The organism is Deinococcus sp. (assembly GCF_018260555.1).
GTDB lineage: Bacteria > Deinococcota > Deinococci > Deinococcales > Deinococcaceae > Deinococcus.
On record NZ_JAGLBB010000022.1, the window covers coordinates 1 to 17,908 of the forward strand.

Here is a 17,908-nt window from a genome sequence, read left to right on the forward strand (position 1 = left end):
CGGGCAGTCGGCGGCCCAGCGCGTCTGCCAGGGCGCTCATGGCCGGCGTGAACGCCATCAGCAGGACCGTCGCCGCGATGAACACCCCGCCGCCCTGCGCGCCCATGCCCGCGAAACTCAGGCCCAGCGCCGTGCCTGTGGTCGCCAGCACGAACGAGAACTCGCCCACCTGCGACGTGAGGAACGCCACGGGGAGCGCCGTCCGCGTGGGCTCGCCCAGCAGGCGCACGCTGATGAAGGTCACCAGCACCTTCAACACCGCGATCAACAGCGCCGCGCCCAGCACCGCCCCCAGGTGCCCCATCAGGAACCCCAGGTTCAGTTGTAACCCCACCGACAGGAAGAACGCCGCGCTGAACAGAATCTGAAGCGGCAGGATCTCACCCATCGCCTGCGCCCCGTACCGGCTCTCACTGACCAGCAGCCCCGCCAGGAACGCCCCGAGCGCCAGACTGACCCCCGCCATGGCCGTCAGGCTCGCCGTGCCGAAACACAGCGCCACGACCGCCAGCAGGAAAATCTCACTGCTGCACGTACGCGCCACGACCTCCATGACGGGCGGCACGATCCGCCGCGCGGCGATCAGCACGAACGCAATGATTCCGCCCGCCTTCGCCAGTGCCACCAGCACGCCCAGCGCGCCCCCGCCCTGCCCGGCCAGCATGGGAATCAGCAGCACCATCAGCACCACCGCCAGATCCTGGAAGATCAGGATGCCCAGACTCACCTGCCCTGCCGGGCCGTTCGTCTCCCCGCGCTCGCCCAGCAGGCGCATCACGATCGCCGTGCTCGACAGCGCGATCAGGCAGCCCGTGAACACCGCGTCCGGCGCGCCCACCCCCGTCAGCAGCAGCGCTCCCGCCGCCACCAGAATGGTCAGGCCCACCTGCAACCCGCCGCCCAGGAAAATCAGGCGCGCAATCCGCGACAGCCGCTCCAGGCTGAACTCGATTCCGATGGTGAACAGCAGCAGCATCACGCCCACCTCGGACGCCGCCGCGATCAGCTCCTGATCCCGGATCAGGCCCAGCGCGCCCGGGCCCGCCACCACGCCCGCCACCAGAAACCCGATGATCGGAATCAGGCGCAACCGGAACGACAGGTACGCCGCCAGCGCCGACACACCCAGCAGCAACGTCAGCTGTACCAGAAACGCTGGCGGCCCCGTATGGGCTTCCGGAGCGGCGGCCAGGGCAGACCCGGCCAACAGGGGGAGCAGGAACACGAAAGGCGACATGCCCCAGCATGGCACTCTCACCCCCTGACTGTCAGAGGCCGGGCAGATCAGGCAGCGGCCATTTCAGACCCACTGAGCTCCTCACGCGGATTCCGATTGATTCGCTGCAGTTCCGGGTCAATCCGAGCGGAGCGAGCAGGAGAGAAACGCCCCTCCGGACGTGGAGTGAACAGAACGGTGGTGTTCCGATCTGTTCACGAAACAAACGGCAGTCCGTATCATTCGCCGCCTGAAGCTCCGGCGTCCGCTGCTCTACCCGCGACTCCAGATGCGCGTGCAGCGCCGTCACCTCACTGCGTGCCTGCCCCAGTGCCGTGCGCTGGATCTCCGTGGCTGCCTGCGTCCGCTCGAACTCCAGCTTCTCGGGGGAGGGTTGGGGTGGGCGTCAGGCATGAGCGTTCAGGGTAGTACATCGGGTGGCATGGTTGCCGCTGGGGGCAGTGGGCAGTGGGCAGCGGTCAGGGGGCAGTGGTCAGGGTGTAGGGGACAGGGAGTAGGGGACAGGGGGGTCGGTGGCGGGCTCCGGGGCGGGGGCGGAGAAGGTCACGCGGGCTTCGAGGCCGCCCCCCTCGGGGGAGTGCAGGGTGATGTCGGCGTGGTTGGCGCGGGCGAGTCGGCGGGCGACAGGCAGGCCCAGGCCCTGGCCTTCGCGGTGGGGGGTGCCGGGCTTGCGGTAGCCGATATCGAACACGCGTTCGACCAGATCGTGGGGGAGGCCGGGGCCGTTGTCGAGTACGCGGATCATGGGGCCGCGTCCGGGGGCGGGGCCGTCGAGGGTCAGCAGGATCAGGTCGTGGGAGTAGCGCTGGGCGTTCTCGATGAGGTTTTCCAGGATCTGACGCAGGTGGTTGGGGTCGGCCTGAACGTGAATGGATGTGGGCGGGCGGCGGGTGCGGACGCGTTCGGTTTCCAGGCGGCCGAGCAGGGCGTTCAGGTCGGTGCGTTCGGGGCGGGGTTCGATGTTCACGTACATCAGTTCGAGGCGTTCGAGGTCGGTGCGCACGGCGAGTTGCGCGGCTTGGTCTTCAATGCTGCGCAGCAGATGTTCGCGCAGGCGGGGGTTGTCGGTGCCGCGCAGGGCGTCGGTGGAGAGCAGAAGGGCCTGCAGGGGACGGCGGAGTTCGTGGGCGGCCATGCCCAGGGCTTCACGGTGCTGGGCGTCGCGGGCGTCGCGGGCGTTCTGTTCCCGACGGGTGGTGTTCAGGGCGCGCAGGATCAGCGCAGAGCCGAGGCTGCCACTGACAAGCGCGGCGACCAGGACGGTGATCTGCATGAAGCGCAGGTTGCGGGTCAGTTCGTTACGCACGCTGGTCAGGTGGGTGTGCGCCGCAGAGTTCAGTTGTTCGGCGATACGGACGGCGTGTTCGGCGTCGGCGGGGGTGCCGCTGTTGACCAGGGGAATGATGTTGTTCAGGCGTACACCCGCGTCGCGTTCCCGTTCGGGAAGTTCGGCGAACAGGGGGTCCGGGTGACCGCTGGTGGCCTGCCTGCTGGCCAGCAGGATGTCCGAGAGGACCTGGTCGCGTTTGGTGATCTGCCGGGCGGGAGTGGCGTCGGGGTCCGTGGTGGTGCGCGCGTACTGTAGGACGCGGTTCAGGAACCCCTGGTAGTTGTATCCGCTCCAGGTGGTGTCCGGGTTGTTCAGGGACCGGAAGGCGGGCAGGAACGCCACGGTGAGCAGCGCGACCGACAGGAGGCTGGGCAGCAGGGCCAGGATCAGGTCCTGTCGGCACAGCAGGACACCCAGCAGGCGGCGCGGCGGGGCGGTAGGCGCGGGTGCCGTGGGTGGGCTGGGGGTCATGGGGTGCGGGCGCTGATGCCCGTGACGTACCACGCCCACTGGCTGCTGTACCGGCTGGCGGGGAAGCGGCGGTCCGGGGGGAACACGATCAGCAGCGGGCCCTTGTTCAGGATGGGGATGTCGCGGCCGTCGGCTTCGTACGCGACCATGATGGGTGCCTTCTGGTAGTCGTCGGCGCGGATGATGGCAATGAAGCCGTCGTCGGCCGTGACGCGGATGTCGCGGCCCAGGAACCCGCCGCGCTGCGCGAGCTCCCGCAGGGGCACGCCCCGGTACGTGAAGGTCTGCTGGAGTTGAGGATGCCAGCTGGCGTACTGCGCGGCAGGCAGGGCGCGCAGTTGGTTCAGGGTCAGCCGTTCGGTGCGCGTTCCGGTCAGGGTCAGCAGGACGGGTTCGCCAGCCCGGGCTTTCGGGAAGGGCCGGGCGGTCGGCACGTACTGAATGCCGCTGCTGCCGGGCTGAATGCCGCTGCTGCCGGGCTGGGCGCTGGCCGGGGTGGCGCGTTCGGCGTCAGCGACGTTCAGGCCCGGCGTGCCGGCCAGGAGCAGGCCGTACAGCAGCAGGTGTGACTTGTGGGGGAACACGCCCTGCATGCTAACGGTTGTGCCCCGCCGGTCTCAAGACCTTGAGACCGGCGGGCGGGGCTGGGCGTCTCGGGCCTTGCGGGCGTGTCGGGTAGCGCGCGGGCAGGCGCTATGCTCTGTGCTGCGATGACTGAACGTAAACCTCTTGTTTCGCTGGGTGACCTGACGTGGGACGTGCTGGCGAAACCCGACACCATGCTGCTGCCGGGCGGCGACAGCACGGGCCGCATCGAACTGTCCGGGGGGGGAAGCGCCGCGAACCTGGCGGTGTGGGCTGCCCGCTGCGCGTACCCGGCCCGGTTTACCGGCAAGATCGGCCTGGACCGATTCGGGGAACTGGCGACCGCTGAACTGCACGCCGAGCACGTGGGCACGGACCTGCTGCTCAGCCGGGAGCATCCGACGGGCGTGATTCTGGGTCTGATTGACCGGCGCGGGCAGCGGGCCATGCTGACTGGGCAGGGCGCCGACTGGGAACTGCTGCCGGAGGAACTGCCGCTGGACACGCTGCGCGGCGCGGCGCACCTGCACCTGACCGCCTGGAGTCTGTTCCGCGATCCGCCGCGCGCGGCGGCACTCCTGGCGGCCGGGGTGGCGCGCGGGGCGGGCGCGACCCTGAGCCTGGACCCCGGTAGTTTCCAGATGATTCAGCAGATGGGCCGCGAGTCGTTCCTGCGCGTGCTGGAGGACGTGCCGTTCGACGTGTTCTTCCCGAACGACGACGAGGCGCGCGCCATGAGCGGTCACGCCGACCGGCACGCGGCCATGGACTGGTTCCGGGCGCGGTACCCACGGGCGCTGATCGTCATGAAACTCGACGAGGACGGCGTGCTGATCGAGGGTCCGGCGCAGGCGCGGGTGCAGGTGCCGGCCACGCAGGACCGCGTCATCGACGCCACGGGCGCCGGGGATTCGTTCGGCGGGGCGTTCCTGGCCGGGTGGCTGACGCACGGGGACGCGGTGCGGGCGGCGGGGCTGGCCGTGCAGGTGGGCGGCTGGGTCGTGTCGCGCTTCGGAGCGCGCCCCCCGGCCGACGCGGACCTGCATGAGCGGCTCCGGCGTTACGGCGTGACGGTGGCCCTGTGACCCGCCTGAGGGCGCGCCGCCGCCTGCCCGTGTGGGCGCGGGCGCTGCTGCTGGCGCTGCTGCTGGCGCTGCTGGTGGCCGGGGGGGCGCTGCTGTACGCACGCAGTCTGCTGGGCCCGGCGGGCGGCGGCCCGTACACGCTGGAAGTGAAACCCGGTGACACGCTGGGCGGCGTGGCCCGCACCCTTCAGGAGAACGGCGTCGTGAAGAACGCCGACGCGCTGCGGTTCATCATGCGGCGCAACGGCACGGCTGGCAGCCTGAAAGAGGGCCTGTACGACCTGAACGGGCAGATGACGGCCACGCAGGTCGCGCAGAAGCTGGCTGGCCCGGCCCGCATTCCGACGGTCGTCGTCACCATTCCCGAGGGGCGGCGCGTCAGGGACCTGCCCGCCATCTTCCAGAAGGCCGGGTTCGACGGCGCGGCCATTCTCAAGGCGCTGCGCACCCCCAATCTCAGCCCGTACACCGGGGACCAGCCGGACCTGGAGGGCTTCGTGTTCCCCGCCACGTACGAGTTCCGCCCGGCAGAAACGCCCCGTAGGATCGTGCAGACGATGCTAGACCGCATGCAGACCGAATTCACGCCCGCGAACGTGGCGGCCGCCAGAGCCCTGGGCCTGAGCGTGCGCGACTGGGTGATCCTGGCGAGCATGGTGCAGGCCGAGGCCGCCAACGACGCCGAGATGCCGGTCGTGGCGGGCGTGTTCCTGAACCGCCTGCGCGACGGCATCGCGCTGGGTAGCGACCCGACTGTCGCGTACGGACTGGGCAAGGACCTGCCGGAACTCGACCGCAGCGCCGGGGACTTTAAGAAGGACACGCCGTACAGCACGTACACCCGCCAGGGGCTGCCGGCCGGGCCGATCAACAACCCCGGTCAGGCGGCGCTGCTGGCCGTCCTGAAGCCCGAACGCAAGATGGCGGACGGCCGGGACGCGCTGTACTTCCTGCACGGCCTGAACGGCAAGATCTACGTGAACAACGATTACGCCGCGCACCTGCGGGACGTGGCCCGCTACCGCTGAACGCAGGCCGCTGGGGGCGCGCCTGTTCCTGAACCGTTGCTCAAGACCCGGGTGTGTGTGGCCCACTACACTCCGGGCATGAACCCAGTCGGAGACGGCGCAGTGAAGCGCGGGGGCGAGCACAGTGCTGGGCGTGCGTTTCTGGAGCGGCGCAACGCCCTGTGGAGCCGTCTGCGTGCCCTGACCCCGGTCGGTGACGCCGTGCCCGGCGAGGACTTTAAGGCGGCTCTGACTGAACTTTCAATCCTGACCGGCTGGGACCGCGCGCGCATTCTGGCCGGGCTGGGCCTGCCGCTCAGGCAACCATGAGCGCCGAGATCGTTCCGTTCGACTGGGCGCGGATGCTGCTGGGCGACACGCCGCCTCTGTTCCTGCTGGAGATCGTGTTCCGCACGGCCGTGATGTTCCTGTGGCTGCTCTTGCTGCTGCGCGTGACCGGCAAGCGCGGCCTGGCGCAACTCAGTCCGCTGGAGGTCGCCATCGTGATCGGGCTGGGCTCGGCGGCGGGCGACCCGATGTTCTACCCGGAAGTGCCGCTGCTACACGCCATGCTGGTCATGGCGGTGGTCGTGGGGCTGCAACGCCTCACCGCGCACCTGGTGATTGTCAGCGAGCGCGTCGAGACGTTCGTGGAGGGCACGCCGGTCGAACTGATCCGCGACGGCGTCCTGACCCCACTGGGCCTGAAACGCGCCAACCTGAGTCGCGAGGACGTGTTCGAGCGCCTGCGGGCCCAGGGCGTGCGGCAACTGGGCGCGGTGCAGCGCGCTTACTTCGAGCAGGACGGCAGCCTGACCGTGTTCACGCACCCGCACGACCCGCCGCCGGGCCTGCCGGTCGTGCCGCCCTGGGACCTGGAACCGCCCCGTGAACTCGGCGTGGCCGAGGCGCAGGCGTTCGCTGGCCCGCTCGCCTGCCTGCGCTGCGGTCAGGTCCGGCACGCCCGCGCGGGCCAGGGCCGTGCGGGCAGCGCGCCGCAGGACAGCAGCGGGGCGTGTGGGTGCGGTGAAACCCGCTGGACCCCCGCCCTGACCGACCCCCTGGCCCGCCGGCACGCTGACCACCCCTCCGCCCCCGATAACCCCCCGAGCTCTGGGCCGACCGACGGCGGCGCGGACTCTCCGGCTGCCACTGGCCCCCGCTGAGTGCCCCCGCACTTCGGGGCTACGGCAGCACGGCCCTGTGGGCGCTGACTCTGGTGAAATGACGGGCAACAACCCCCCATCCATTCCAGCAGAGGCGCAGGTCAGCCCTCGGTGGACGCGCCGGGCCGGGTACTCCAGACGGGTTCCGGTTCGATCTCCTCGGCGGGGGCCTTGCCGGGTTCCAGCCCGGTGCTGCGCGCCGTCTGAAGCGGGGTGACGCTCATGCCGGGGGCGCACTCGATCTGACAGGACAGGCGCGCCTGCCCGATCAGGTTCTTCTCGGTCAGTTTGTCGAACTCGGCAGCCGTCATGGCGCTCGGTTCTCCCTCCTGAAAACTGACGCGGCAGGTCGTGCAGCGTGCCACGCCCCCGCAACGGTGCAGGATATCCACGCCGCCGCGCTCCAGTGCCAGCACCAGTCGCTCGCCGCTGCGCGCCTGAATCTCTCCGAACCCCTCTACCTGCACCGTGATCGTCTGCGTCATACGCCCAGCATGGCATACAGGCCGCTCCTCGCCGCTCAGGGTGGCCGTGACACCATCCTCGGTCGCCAGCCACGCGGCCGGGCAGTCGTGCGGGTCACGTGGCAAGCGCGCCGCCACGAGCGCCCGGGCGGTCACGCCCACCGTCACCCCCGCAAAGTCCGGCAGCAGGCGGTCGTAGAACCCGCCCCCGTACCCCAGCCGCACACCCCGCACGTCGAACGCCAGCGCCGGTAGCAGCGCCACGTCCACCGACGACAACGGCAGCTCCGGCGCGCCGGGCGGCGGTTGCAGCGCCCCGAAGCGGCTGGGTTCCGTCGCCGACTCCCAGGCGTGCAGCGTCAACCTCGGGGCGGGTCGAAAGCGGGCGCGGGTGGTAAGTAACTCGAACTCGCCGTGCAGGGCCGCCACGTCCGGCTCGCCCGGCAGGGCCCGGTACGCCAGCACCCGCCGCGCCCCCACCGACCGCAGAAACACCCGCAGGCACGCCACGACCGCGCCCGACACGTCCGGTACCTCTGCCCGCACGGCCCGCGCCCACGCCCTCCAGGCGGCCTTGTCTGACAGGTCGGTGGGTGGGTCGGGTCGGGTCACGCCCGTCATTGTGCTCCGTCCGCGCCTCTCATACGGACTGCCGCTCCATGCCACCACAGTCGGAAAAGCGCCGTCTGCGGCTCCACACCGCCCAATCCGTCTGCTGTTCCTACTCGCGTCCGCTCGGATTGATTCAGAAGTGCACCGAATCAATCGGAATCCGTATGATCCGGATCACCCCGCTTCTTTTGGTCCTTTCAGCCCGGTTTTCCCTTCGCGTTCGTGCAGCACGGCGGCCACGTCGGCGGGTGAAACGCCGACCTCGGCCATGGCGAACAGGGTGTGGAACAGCAGGTCGGCGACCTCGGTGGCCAGTTCGGCGCGGTCATGGTTCTTGGCGGCCAGCAGGACCTCGCCGCTTTCCTCGCTGATCTTCTTCAGCACTCGGTCCAGGCCTCCGGCGTGCAGGCGGGCCACGTAACTGTTCTCGGGCAGCGTGGCCAGCCGCTCGGTAATGGTGGCAAACACGCGCTCCAGCGTGCCATCCAGCCCGGCCTGGGGGGCCTGAGCGGGCATCAGCGGCTGGTGGTAGCAGGAGTACGCGCCGGTGTGGCACGCAGGACCCGTCTGCACGACCCGGTACAGCAGGCTGTCGGCGTCGCAGTCGGCCTGCACGTCCACAACCTGCTGCGTGTGGCCGCTGGTCGCGCCTTTCACCCACTGCTCCCGCCGGGAGCGGCTGTAATACGTGGCCTCGCGGGTGTCCAGGGTGCGCTCGACGGCGGCGCGGTCAGCGTAGGCCTGCATCAGCACGGCGCCGCTGCGGGCGTCCTGCGTGACGACCGGGATCAGGCCGGTCTGCGGATCGAAATTCAGGGCATCGAGGTTCAGGGCGCCGGGGCCCGGAGTGTTGGGGCTCGGGGTGTTGGGGCTCAGGGTATCGGAAGTCCGGGTGGTCATGTCAGGCCCCTCCGGGGGCAGGAAAGCAGGCAGAACAGTAGAGGAGAGCTTCACCGGGCGCCCCTCTCCCCGCCCGTCGTTCACGGTTGGTGACGCCTGGGCAAGTGACGTGAGTGCTGGTGACATCTGGGCGCAACTGGGTCCGCTCAGCGGTGGGTGTCGTGCCAGTCGGGCCGCACGGGCAGGCCGTCGCCTTTCAGGTAGGCCTTGACCTGCGGGACGGTCAGTTCCCCAAAGTGAAAGACGCTGGCAGCCAGGGCCGCGTCGGCGTGCCCACCCCTGTCGCCGCCGCGCAGGACATCGCGGAAATCCTCGAGTTTCCCGGCCCCGCCGGACGCGATCACGGGAATGTCCAGCGCCCGGGCGACCGTGCGGGTCGCGTTCAGGTCGAAGCCGGCGCGGGTGCCGTCGGCGTCCATGATGTTCAGGCAGATCTCGCCCGCGCCGAGCGCCTGGCCGCGCACCGCCCACTCGATCAGGTCCAGGCCGGTGTCCACGCGCCCGCCAGCGCGGTACACGTTCCAGCCCTGGCCGTCGGGGCGGCGTTTGGCGTCGATGCTCAGCATCACGCACTGCGCGCCGTGGTGGTCGCTGGCCTCGCGGATCAGTTCGGGGCGGGCCACGGCGCCGCTGTTCACGCTGATCTTGTCCGCGCCGGCGTTCAGCAGTTGCCGGAAGTACGCCAGTGCGTTCACGCCGCCCCCGATGGTCAGGGGCATCATGACCTGCTCGGCCACGCGCGCCGCGACGTCCAGCATCAGGCTGCGGCCCTCATGCGTGGCAGTGATGTCGTAGAACACCAGTTCGTCGGCCTGCTGCGCCTCGTACGCCTGGGCCAGGACCAGGGGGTCCCCGGCGTCCCGGTGGTCCTCGAAGAACCGGACGTTCTTCACCACGCGGCCGCTCTGCACGTCCAGGCAGGGGATGATGCGCTTGGTCAACATGACGGCAAGTCTACGCGCTCGGCGCGGCCCTCACCGTGCGTGACGGCCCTGATCGGCGCGGGTCCGGCGTGGACAACAGTCCCCTTTCATCCGGGCGAACTCGTACGGCGCATCCGGGCGAACTCGTACGGCGCATCCGGGCGAACTCGTACGGCGCATCCGGGCGAACTCGTACGGCGGCGCCGCAGGGCGAGCAGGAACGGAGCGGGTGCCGGGCCTGGAGTTGGCACCCCGGCCCCGCGTCCTTGTGCGCCCTCAACGAAACAGACGGGGTCCGTCTGCGACCTCCTCAAATGTTAACCCGGCTTTATACATCTCTCATGGTACCTGCTAAGCTGTTGTTCGGCTGCGGCGCCCGGTCGCAGGTCTCTTGTTTCACCGACCCGGCAACCGGCCGTGGGGGGCACTGTGAATACCCGCCGGATCCTGCTCATCGACGACAACCCCAACGACGTGGAACTTGCCCTGACGGCTCTCGACGAGGCTCGGGTCGGCCCCGACAGCCACGAGGTCAGTGTCGCCAGCAGCGGCGCGCAGGCCATCGCCCTGCTCGAACAGGCCCGTGAGCGGGGCACCCTGCCCGACCTGATCCTGCTCGATCTGAAAATGCCGCACATGGACGGTATCGCCGTGCTCGACGCCATCCGCGCCGACTCTGCGCTGCGCGGCATTCCGGTCGTCATGCTCACCACCAGCGGCGAGGGCCGCGACATCCGCGAATCCTACGCGCACGGCGCCAGCGCCTACGTCATCAAACCCATGGACTTCACGCAATTCCGCGACGCCATGCGCACCATCCAGGCCTTCTGGACCACCCTCAACCGCCCCCCCGGCCTCAACGGCTGACCACCGGATACAGACTGCGTTTGTTTCGCTGACAATCCGGAACTTCACCGGATTGCCAGTTCCACGTCCGGAACCCGCCCCGCTCCCACTCACATCCGCTCGGATTGAATGGGCTGCAAAGACCATACAATCCGGAGTCCGTATGAGGGACGCGCGGAACGCTCAAGGCCACCGCAAGGGCGCGGTGGGCCCGGCGCGCAGCCCGCGCCGTTACCCTGAACGGTATGCGCGTGTACATCGGCTGCGGCGGCTACAGCAACGACGACTGGACGGAACAGGGCCTGATCTACGAGGGCGTGCGCAAGGACGATTACCTCGCCACCTACGCCCGGCATTTCGACGCCGCCGAACTGAACAGCTCCTTCTACGCCATTCCCGGCCTGAAGGCCTTCGAGGGCATGGCCCGCAAGAGCGGCGGCCGGGTGCGTTTCACCGTGAAACTCCACCGGGTCTTCACGCACGACCGCGCGCCCACCGACGCCGATTTCGACCGCATGCTCCAGAGCCCCGAACCGCTGCGCGAGGCGGGCGTCATGGGCCCCTACCTCGCGCAGTTCCCGTTCTCGTTTCACCGTACGCCCGCCAACCGCCGCTACCTGGGCCAGCTGGCCGAACGCTTCGCCGGGCATGAACTGGCTGTCGAGATGCGCCACGAAGGCTGGGACCGCCCCGAAGTCCGTGAAGGCATGGCGCAGCGCGGCCTGATCTGGGTCAGCCCCGACTACCCGCCTGCCGGAGGCCTGCCCGAACCCCAACTGCATGTCACCGGGGACGTGGGTTACCTGCGCCTGCACGGCCGGAACGCCGGGAGCTGGTGGGAAGGGCAGAGTGCCGCCGAACGCCACGACTACCGCTACAGCCGCGCCGAAATGGACGGGTGGGCCCAGAAGATCGCCCTGGCCGCCGACGACCTGAGCGAGCTGTACGTCCTGTTCGAGAACACCACCAAAGGCCACGCGCTGCACAACATTCCCCAGCTACGCGAAGCCCTGAACGCCCACGGCGTTCCCGTGCAGACACCCGACCCCGGCCACGGTCCGGAACAGGGCCGCCTGCTCTGATACGGAGTGGGCTACACGGGCTGGCGTCTGTCCCGTTCGTGGCCCGTTCGTTCACGGCCCGTGCCAGCGCCAGGTAGCCAGCGAAACAAACGCAGTCCATCTGACAGGCCGCCCTCATCCCGCTCGCGCCCACACGGAGGCGAGCTGTGTTTGCCCACCATTCCATCCAGGCCCATACCGGAAATGAAAAACCCCCACCGAAGTGGGGGCTGCATCTGGCTCGGCAGGTTGGGGTCGAACCAACGACCGTCCGATTAACAGTCGGATGCTCTGCCACTGAGCTACTGCCGAATACCTGTGGCGGGCCGTTTCCGGCGCGAGAGGGATAGTAGCACGCACCCATATGCCGCGCAAGCCCTTGGGGGTGGGGCGCGAGTGTAGGCAGATTCCTGGCCCGGGTCAGGGCCAGTTCGGGCCCCCGCTGTGGGGGTCCGGTCAGGCCTGAGCGCCGCCCGGCATGATCGTTTCCGGGGTCACGCCCAGCCGGTCCAGCGCCGCCTGCCAGCGCTGCCCGGCGGGTACGTCCCACAGGAGTTCCGGGGTGTCCTGCTCCACCCACACCCAGCTGCCCTCCCGGGCTTCCTCGGTGAGTTGCCCGGCGCTCCACCCGGCGTACCCGAGGACCAGCATGAAGCGCTGCCCCGAGGCCATCACGGCGCGCAGCACGTCCAGGCTGCTCGATACGTTCAGGTTCGCTGTCAGCCGCATCTCGCCCTCCAGGCCCACCGGCTGCGGGTACAGGCACCACCCGAGTGTCGGGTCCACCGGGCCGCCCATCCAGGCCGGGTCGGATTGCCCGGGCGTGTCGGGCAGCAGGTCGCTGACACTCTGATCCATGGGGGCGTTCACGATCAGTCCCATCGCGCCCTGCTGGTCGTGTTCCAGCAGCAGGATCACCGCGCCCCCGAACACCTCGCCGCGCAGGTGCGGGCTCGCCACGAGAAAAGTCAGTGGGCCGCTCATCACCCGGCAGGATAGCGCGCCCTGCGCGGCTCTTCAGGAGCGTTCAGTACGTGATGCGCCGCGTCACTGTCATGAATGTCTGCCCCTGCATGGTGCCGGTCTGCGCCGTTCAGTTACCGGCGCGGTCGTAGGTGCAGGCCCACTGTTCCTGCACCTCGCCCAGGTCGGCCATGCGGACGCGCGTCACGCGCCCGTTCGGGTCGGTGTCCATCTGCTGCGCAGGCAGAAGCTCCCCGTTCGCATGGTCCTTCACGCGGATGCCCGTGCCGTCCGGGGCGTAGGTGTACGTGCTCTGGCGGAGATTGCCTGCGCCTGAACCGGGGAGGCTGACGGTGATCTCCCGCCGAATCAGGCGGCCGCGTTCATCGAGCTGCGCGGTCGTCACCTGGGACCCGGCCCCGGCGCGTGTGACCCGCTCCACTACCTGCCGGTTGGCGCTGGAATAGGTACAGCTGACCTGTTCCTTCACGGCTTGCAGGGTCGGGTCCTCCCACACGCCGCTGTCACCCGTCAGCCGTCCCTGCGGGTCGAAGATCAGCGTGACCGGCTGGCGCGGCTGCCTGTGCACCTGCGCGGGCGTGACACGGACTGCCGCTCAACGCGCCCTCCAGGCCGACCCAGGCGCGCTGGTACCCGGCCCGGCCGGTCAGGGTCAGGAGCGTCCGGGTCTGGTCGCCCGGGGCCTGCGTCTCGATCTGCGTCAGGCGGCCGCCCTGAAAGGTGAACGTGCGGGTGGTGCGCGGGGGCGCGTCCGGCGTGCCCGGGTTCGTTTCGCTGCGAATCTCGGTCACCTGCCGTGGGCTGCCCTGAAACCGGGGCAGCAGCGTGCGGTCCTCGCCGGGCACGTCAAAGCAGTACGCGGCGTGGGCCATGCCCAGGGTCGCCCCCAGGGTCGCGAGCAGCAGGGTCAGGAGGCGGCGCATCGGCCCGCATAGGAGCGGGCAAGCCAAACCCCCACCGCAGCGGGTGGGGGCAGGGAAGGGCGCCTGATCGGAGTGTTCGGCTCATACGGGTTACGGGTGATCAACTCCACGCCCGGAACCCGCCCGGCTGCCATTCAATCCGGGTCCGTATCAGGCGCGGGCGTCGGGGCTGCGGCGGGTGCCCCTGCGTTTGGCGGGTGGCTCGGCGGGCGCGCTGCCGTCGCGGGGTGTTTCGAGGGCCTTCAGGCCGCCCACGAGCGCCACGTCGAGGACCTGATCGACGGTCTCGCAGGGGTGGAAGCGCATGCTGGTGCGCAGGTGCACCGGGATGTCCCGCAGGTCGCTCTCGTTCGCCTTGGGCATGATGATGTGCTTGATCCCGGCGCGGCGGGCACCCAGCACCTTCTCCTTCAGGCCGCCAATGGGCAGGTAACGGCCGGTCAGGGTCATCTCGCCGGTCATGGCCACGTCGTGGCGGGCAGGAATGCCGGTCAGGGCGCTGATGAGGCTGGTGACCATGGCGCCCCCGGCGCTGGGGCCTTCCTTGGGGATCGCGCCAGCCGGCACGTGAATGTGAATCTCGCTGTCGTCGATACGTGCCTTGTCGATGTGGAAGCGTTCAGCGTTGCTCTTGATGTACGTCAGGGCGGCGCGGGCCGATTCCTTCATCACGTCACCAAGCTGCCCGGTCAGGACCAGGCCCTTACCGGGGCTGATGCTGGTCTCCACGAACAGGATGTCGCCGCCCACCGGGGTGTAGAACATGCCGGTGCTGACGCCCACGGTGTCCTCCTTACCCTCGGTTTCCGGGGTGTGGCGGGCCTGCCCGAGGTAGCGTTCGAGTTCCTTGTCCGTCACCTTGGCGCGTTTGGTCTCGCCGGTGGCGATGCGGCGCGCCACCTTACGGGCGACCGTGCCGATCTCGCGTTCCAGGTTGCGCACCCCGGCCTCGCGGGTGTAGTGGCTGATCAGTTTTTCCAGCGCGGCGTCCGTGAACGCGATCTGGTTGCCTTTCAGGCCGTTCTGGGTCAGCTGGCGGGGCAGCAGGTAGCGTTTGGCGATCTCCAGTTTCTCCTGCTCGATGTAGCTGGAAAAGTCGATGACTTCCATGCGGTCCATCAGCGCCGCGGGGATCTGCTCGGGGTAGTTGGCGGTGGCGATGAACATGACTTCGCTCAGGTCGAAAGGTACGCCCAGGTAGTGATCCGTGAAGTGCTGGTTCTGCGCGGGGTCTAGCACTTCGAGCAGCGCGGCCGAGGGGTCGCCCTGGTAGCTGGAGCCGAGCTTATCGACCTCGTCGAGCAGAATGACGGGGTTCTTGGTCCCGGCGGTGCGGATGCCCTGAATCAGGCGGCCGGGCATCGCGCCGATGTACGTGCGGCGGTGACCACGGATGTCGCTCTCGTCACGCGCGCCGCCCAGGGCGATGCGCACGTACTTGCGGCCCAGCGCCTTGGCGATACTCTGCGCGATGGAGGTCTTCCCGACGCCGGGAGGGCCCGTGAACACCAGGATGGGTCCCTTGTTCACGTCCTCGGCGCTCAGTTCGCCGCGCGCGGCGCGTTCCTTGCGCAGTCGGCGCACGGCCAGGAATTCCAGCACGCGGTCCTTGACCTTCTCCAGGCCGTAGTGGTCGTCATCCAGGATGGCGGCGGCGGCGCCCACGTCCAGCTGATCCTCGCTGCGCTCGTTCCAGGGCAGTTCCGTGACCCAGGTGAGGTACGTGCGGATCACGCTGGCCTCGGCGGCGTCGGGGTGCATACGGGCCAGTCGGTTGACCTCGCGGTCGATTTCCTTCTTCACCTCGGGTTTCAGACCCAGCGCGTCAATCTTGGCGCGCAGTTGCTCGGCCTCGTCGCCTTCCTCGCCGTCCTCACCGCCCTGGAGTTCCTTCTGGATGACTTTCATCTGCTCACGCAGGTAGTACTCGCGCTGGTTCTTGTCGATCTCTTCTTTCACCTGCGCGCGGATCTTGGCCTGCACGGCCTGCACTTCCTGCTCGGTGTCGAGCAGGGTCAGCAGTTTACGAATGCGGGCGGTCAGGCTGGGCAGTTCCAGCAGCGCCTGCTTGTCTTCCAGCTTGAAATCCAGGTTAAAGGCGATGTGGTCGGCCATCTCGCCGATGTCTTCCTTCCCGCCGATGCTCTGCACGTTCTCGGCCGTGAACTTGCCGCCCGAGGAGATCGCCTCGAAGCGTTCGCGCAGTTCGCGGCTCAGGGCCTGCAGTTCCACGGGTTCGTCGGCCTCGGTGGGCATGGGCATGATGTCGGCGCTGAGGTAGTCGCCGCGCGTGTAGTTGCTGGCGCTCACGCGGGCCACGGCGGACACGAGCATCTGCACGGTGCCGTCCGGGTTCTTGCGGACGCGCAGGACGTTGCACGCGGTGCCCACGTCGTACAGGTCACTGCCCTTGGGGTCGTCGATGTCTTTGTCTTTCTGCGAGACGATCAGGATGACCTTGTCGCTGGCCATGGCCGCCTCGATCGCGCCGATGGAGATGGCGCGGCTGGCGTCGATGTGCTGAACCATGGTGGGGTAGATGACGCTGCCGCGAACGGGGCAGACGGGAACGTTGCTGGGGAGGGTGTGGGTTTCGGTGGGCATGCGGAACTCCTTTGGCCCGGTCGGGTCTGGCTGAGATGCGGGGTTCCTGGCGTGCTTGATACCAAGAAACTTGAGTGCCACTATATCAAGTTGGGGGCGTTGCGGCAAGCCTGCCGCGCCCCTCCGCCAAACAGCCTATTCCTCGTGCTTCACGCTGAAATCCTACCCCTGAAAGCCTGACACAACCCTCACGGGAACCTGACGAGGCGTTCACACATGCCCCGCCTGCCCGCCTTCCTGCGCTGGTGGCGGACAGGTCAGGACTGACTGAGGACGTTGAAGCTCACATGGAGAGGTTCCGGCGCTTTCCCGGAATCTCGCCATTCCCGCTCCAACGTCCTTTCTTCTGCTCCGCGCTCCGCGCGGTTTATCGACGAGATAAACGCAGGGTACTTACCGCAGCAGGTCGCCCGCGATGATGATCTTCTGGATTTCGCTGGTGCCCTCGTAGATGCGCAGCAGGCGCTGGTCGCGGTAGTAGCGTTCGACGGGGCTGCCTTTCATGTACCCCATGCCGCCCGCGACCTGCACGGCCTTGTCGGCCACCTGCGAGAGTGCCTCGGTGGCGTGGTACTTGGCCACACTGGCCATGCGGCGCACGTCCTGGCCCTCGTCGACCATCCACGCGACTTTCTGCCACAGCACGCGGCTGGTCTGCACGGCGATTTCCATTTCGGCCAGCATGAACTGCACCGCCTGGAATTCCGCGATGGGCTTCCCGAACTGCTCGCGGGCCTTGGCGTGCGCGACCGAGAGGTCCAGCAGGCGCTGCATGGCGCCTGTAGAGCGCGCGGCGATGCCGACGCGGCCGTTCGTGAGGATACCCAGCGCCTCGCGGTAGCCCATGTGTTCGGGGCCCAGCAGGTTCGCAGCCGGGATCTCGGCGTCCTGGAAGATCACTTCTGCGCTCAGGGCGCCCTTCTGGCCCATCTTCTCGTCGATTGTGCCGATGCTCACGCCGGGCGTGGTCTGCGGCTCGACCAGGAAAGCACTCATGCCCCTGGTGCCCCTGCTGGGGTCAGTGATGGCGATGACGGTCAGCAGGCCCGCGATGGGCGCGTTGCTGATGTAGTGCTTGGTGCCGTTCAGGACGTACACGTCGCCGCGTTTCTCGGCGCGGGTGCGGATGTTCGCGGCGTCGCTGCCGGAACTGGGTTCCGTGATGGCGAAGCCCGCGACGCACTCGCCGGTCGCCATGCGCGGCAGGAAACGCGCTTTCTGCTCGTCGCTGCCCAGTTTCACAAGGCCGCTGGTGCCGATGCTGGCGTGCGCGCTGATCACACCCCCGAATCCCATGTGGCCCATGCCGAGCGCCTCGTACGCGGCGCAGCGGCCCAGCGTGCCCAGGCCCACCCCGCCGTACTCCTCGGGGATGCTCAGGCCGAACAGACCCAGGTCGGCGGCCTCGCGCAGCAGTTCCGGGGGAACGCTGTTCGTCTCCTCAATCTCGTGCGCGCGGGCCTCCACGCGCGACAGCATGAAGTCACGGATAGTCGCCTGCACCCCGCGCAGGTCCTCTGGTAGATTGAAATTCATGTGGGTACACACTACCCCCAGTCAGGGACGTGCACCCCGCACGCTGACCGGCCGGAACCTGTCAGACGGACTGAGCTCCATTCCGCCCAATCCGTCTGCTGTTCCTACTCGCGTCCGCTCGGATTGATTCAGAACCCCACCGAATCAACCGGAATCCGTATCAGAATACTGGCA

17 protein-coding genes, 1 tRNA gene and 1 pseudogene are annotated in these 17,908 nt (G+C 68.6%); 6 read left to right on the forward strand and 13 right to left on the reverse strand.

Annotated features, from left to right (window positions below; all coding sequences use genetic code 11):
- The 3 genes from QZ271_RS06005 to QZ271_RS06015 all read right to left on the reverse strand — a co-directional run.
- A partial coding sequence (locus QZ271_RS06005; protein ID WP_291429820.1) for a cation:proton antiporter occupies nt 1–1,237 on the reverse strand: 1,237 nt, incomplete at its 3' end.
- 472 nt (nt 1,238–1,709) lie between these two features.
- Nucleotides 1,710–3,038 (reverse strand): HAMP domain-containing sensor histidine kinase, encoded by a 1,329-nt coding sequence (locus QZ271_RS06010; RefSeq protein WP_291429821.1) that lies wholly within the window; start codon nt 3,036–3,038, stop codon nt 1,710–1,712.
- The gene (locus QZ271_RS06015; RefSeq protein ID WP_291429822.1) at nt 3,035–3,622 is read right to left on the reverse strand and encodes a hypothetical protein; all 588 of its coding nucleotides are present in this window, start codon (nt 3,620–3,622) and stop codon (nt 3,035–3,037) included. The genes QZ271_RS06010 and QZ271_RS06015 overlap by 4 nt, the downstream gene beginning before the upstream one ends.
- Nucleotides 3,623–3,748: 126 nt before the next feature.
- Here QZ271_RS06015 and QZ271_RS06020 point away from each other — a divergent pair, with 126 nt between their 5' ends.
- From QZ271_RS06020 to QZ271_RS06035, 4 genes are all read left to right on the forward strand, one after another.
- Nucleotides 3,749–4,708, forward strand: a complete 960-nt coding sequence (locus tag QZ271_RS06020; RefSeq protein ID WP_291429823.1) for a carbohydrate kinase family protein — start codon at nt 3,749–3,751, stop codon at nt 4,706–4,708.
- Nucleotides 4,705–5,736 (forward strand): endolytic transglycosylase MltG, encoded by a 1,032-nt coding sequence (gene mltG, locus QZ271_RS06025; RefSeq protein ID WP_291429824.1) that lies wholly within the window; start codon nt 4,705–4,707, stop codon nt 5,734–5,736. The genes QZ271_RS06020 and mltG overlap by 4 nt, the downstream gene beginning before the upstream one ends.
- A gap of 78 nt (nt 5,737–5,814) precedes the next feature.
- On the forward strand, nt 5,815–6,045 hold the full coding sequence (locus QZ271_RS06030) for a hypothetical protein (RefSeq protein ID WP_291429825.1): 231 nt from the start codon (nt 5,815–5,817) through the stop codon (nt 6,043–6,045).
- A complete protein-coding gene (locus QZ271_RS06035; RefSeq protein ID WP_291429826.1) occupies nt 6,042–6,881 on the forward strand; it encodes a DUF421 domain-containing protein in 840 nt (279 codons plus the stop codon). Before QZ271_RS06030 ends, QZ271_RS06035 begins: the two co-directional genes overlap by 4 nt.
- 101 nt (nt 6,882–6,982) lie before the next feature.
- Here QZ271_RS06035 and QZ271_RS06040 read toward each other — a convergent pair whose 3' ends face one another.
- The 4 genes and pseudogenes from QZ271_RS06040 to hisF all read right to left on the reverse strand — a co-directional run bounded on the left by QZ271_RS06040 (nt 6,983) and on the right by hisF (nt 9,801).
- Complete coding sequence (locus tag QZ271_RS06040) at nt 6,983–7,366, reverse strand: 2Fe-2S iron-sulfur cluster-binding protein (protein ID WP_291429856.1); 384 nt, start codon at nt 7,364–7,366, stop codon at nt 6,983–6,985.
- Between the two features lie 81 nt (nt 7,367–7,447).
- Nucleotides 7,448–7,966 (reverse strand): annotated as a pseudogene (locus QZ271_RS06045) (5-formyltetrahydrofolate cyclo-ligase); the annotation flags it as partial.
- A gap of 165 nt (nt 7,967–8,131) precedes the next feature.
- Nucleotides 8,132–8,857 carry a bifunctional phosphoribosyl-AMP cyclohydrolase/phosphoribosyl-ATP diphosphatase HisIE gene (gene hisIE, locus QZ271_RS06050; protein ID WP_291429827.1) on the reverse strand — a complete coding sequence of 242 codons (726 nt, stop codon included), beginning with the start codon at nt 8,855–8,857 and terminating at the stop codon, nt 8,132–8,134.
- Nucleotides 8,858–9,003: 146 nt separating this feature from the next.
- On the reverse strand, nt 9,004–9,801 hold the full coding sequence (hisF, locus tag QZ271_RS06055) for an imidazole glycerol phosphate synthase subunit HisF (RefSeq protein WP_291429828.1): 798 nt from the start codon (nt 9,799–9,801) through the stop codon (nt 9,004–9,006).
- Between the two features lie 408 nt (nt 9,802–10,209).
- On the opposite strand from hisF, the gene QZ271_RS06060 reads away from it, so the two are divergent.
- A complete protein-coding gene (locus tag QZ271_RS06060) occupies nt 10,210–10,647 on the forward strand; it encodes a response regulator (protein ID WP_291429829.1) in 438 nt (145 codons plus the stop codon).
- Between the two features lie 224 nt (nt 10,648–10,871).
- Nucleotides 10,872–11,708, forward strand: coding sequence for a DUF72 domain-containing protein (locus QZ271_RS06065; RefSeq protein WP_291429830.1), 837 nt, complete (start codon nt 10,872–10,874; stop codon nt 11,706–11,708).
- Nucleotides 11,709–11,924: 216 nt separating this feature from the next.
- On the opposite strand, the gene QZ271_RS06070 is transcribed toward QZ271_RS06065, so the two are convergent.
- The 6 genes from QZ271_RS06070 to QZ271_RS06095 form a co-directional block, all read right to left on the reverse strand.
- A tRNA-Asn gene (locus QZ271_RS06070) sits at nt 11,925–11,999 on the reverse strand.
- Between the two features lie 144 nt (nt 12,000–12,143).
- On the reverse strand, nt 12,144–12,671 hold the full coding sequence (locus QZ271_RS06075) for a YqgE/AlgH family protein (protein WP_291429831.1): 528 nt from the start codon (nt 12,669–12,671) through the stop codon (nt 12,144–12,146).
- A 109-nt stretch (nt 12,672–12,780) separates the two neighbouring features.
- The gene (locus tag QZ271_RS06080) at nt 12,781–13,239 is read right to left on the reverse strand and encodes a hypothetical protein (protein WP_291429832.1); all 459 of its coding nucleotides are present in this window, start codon (nt 13,237–13,239) and stop codon (nt 12,781–12,783) included.
- The gene (locus tag QZ271_RS06085; protein WP_291429833.1) at nt 13,175–13,594 is read right to left on the reverse strand and encodes a hypothetical protein; all 420 of its coding nucleotides are present in this window, start codon (nt 13,592–13,594) and stop codon (nt 13,175–13,177) included. Before QZ271_RS06085 ends, QZ271_RS06080 begins: the two co-directional genes overlap by 65 nt.
- Nucleotides 13,595–13,744: 150 nt before the next feature.
- Nucleotides 13,745–16,198, reverse strand: a complete 2,454-nt coding sequence (lon, locus tag QZ271_RS06090) for an endopeptidase La (RefSeq protein WP_291429834.1) — start codon at nt 16,196–16,198, stop codon at nt 13,745–13,747.
- A 393-nt stretch (nt 16,199–16,591) separates the two neighbouring features.
- Nucleotides 16,592–17,734, reverse strand: a complete 1,143-nt coding sequence (locus QZ271_RS06095) for an acyl-CoA dehydrogenase family protein (RefSeq protein ID WP_291429835.1) — start codon at nt 17,732–17,734, stop codon at nt 16,592–16,594.
- Nucleotides 17,735–17,908 lie beyond the last annotated feature (174 nt).

What these genes read in the sequence shown, in the direction of transcription:
- QZ271_RS06020 (WP_291429823.1), top strand. Translation starts at nt 3,749, where the DNA reads ATGACTGAACGTAAACCTCTTGTTTCGCTGGGTGACCTGACGTGGGAC.
- QZ271_RS06095 (WP_291429835.1), bottom strand. Translation starts at nt 17,734, where the DNA reads ATGAATTTCAATCTACCAGAGGACCTGCGCGGGGTGCAGGCGACTATC.
- QZ271_RS06075 (WP_291429831.1), bottom strand. Translation starts at nt 12,671, where the DNA reads ATGAGCGGCCCACTGACTTTTCTCGTGGCGAGCCCGCACCTGCGCGGC.
- lon (WP_291429834.1), bottom strand. Translation starts at nt 16,198, where the DNA reads ATGCCCACCGAAACCCACACCCTCCCCAGCAACGTTCCCGTCTGCCCC.
- QZ271_RS06085 (WP_291429833.1), bottom strand. Translation starts at nt 13,594, where the DNA reads ATGCGCCGCCTCCTGACCCTGCTGCTCGCGACCCTGGGGGCGACCCTG.
- hisF (WP_291429828.1), bottom strand. Translation starts at nt 9,801, where the DNA reads ATGTTGACCAAGCGCATCATCCCCTGCCTGGACGTGCAGAGCGGCCGC.
- QZ271_RS06065 (WP_291429830.1), top strand. Translation starts at nt 10,872, where the DNA reads ATGCGCGTGTACATCGGCTGCGGCGGCTACAGCAACGACGACTGGACG.
- QZ271_RS06030 (WP_291429825.1), top strand. Translation starts at nt 5,815, where the DNA reads ATGAACCCAGTCGGAGACGGCGCAGTGAAGCGCGGGGGCGAGCACAGT.
- QZ271_RS06035 (WP_291429826.1), top strand. Translation starts at nt 6,042, where the DNA reads ATGAGCGCCGAGATCGTTCCGTTCGACTGGGCGCGGATGCTGCTGGGC.
- QZ271_RS06010 (WP_291429821.1), bottom strand. Translation starts at nt 3,038, where the DNA reads ATGACCCCCAGCCCACCCACGGCACCCGCGCCTACCGCCCCGCCGCGC.
- QZ271_RS06040 (WP_291429856.1), bottom strand. Translation starts at nt 7,366, where the DNA reads ATGACGCAGACGATCACGGTGCAGGTAGAGGGGTTCGGAGAGATTCAG.
- hisIE (WP_291429827.1), bottom strand. Translation starts at nt 8,857, where the DNA reads ATGACCACCCGGACTTCCGATACCCTGAGCCCCAACACCCCGAGCCCC.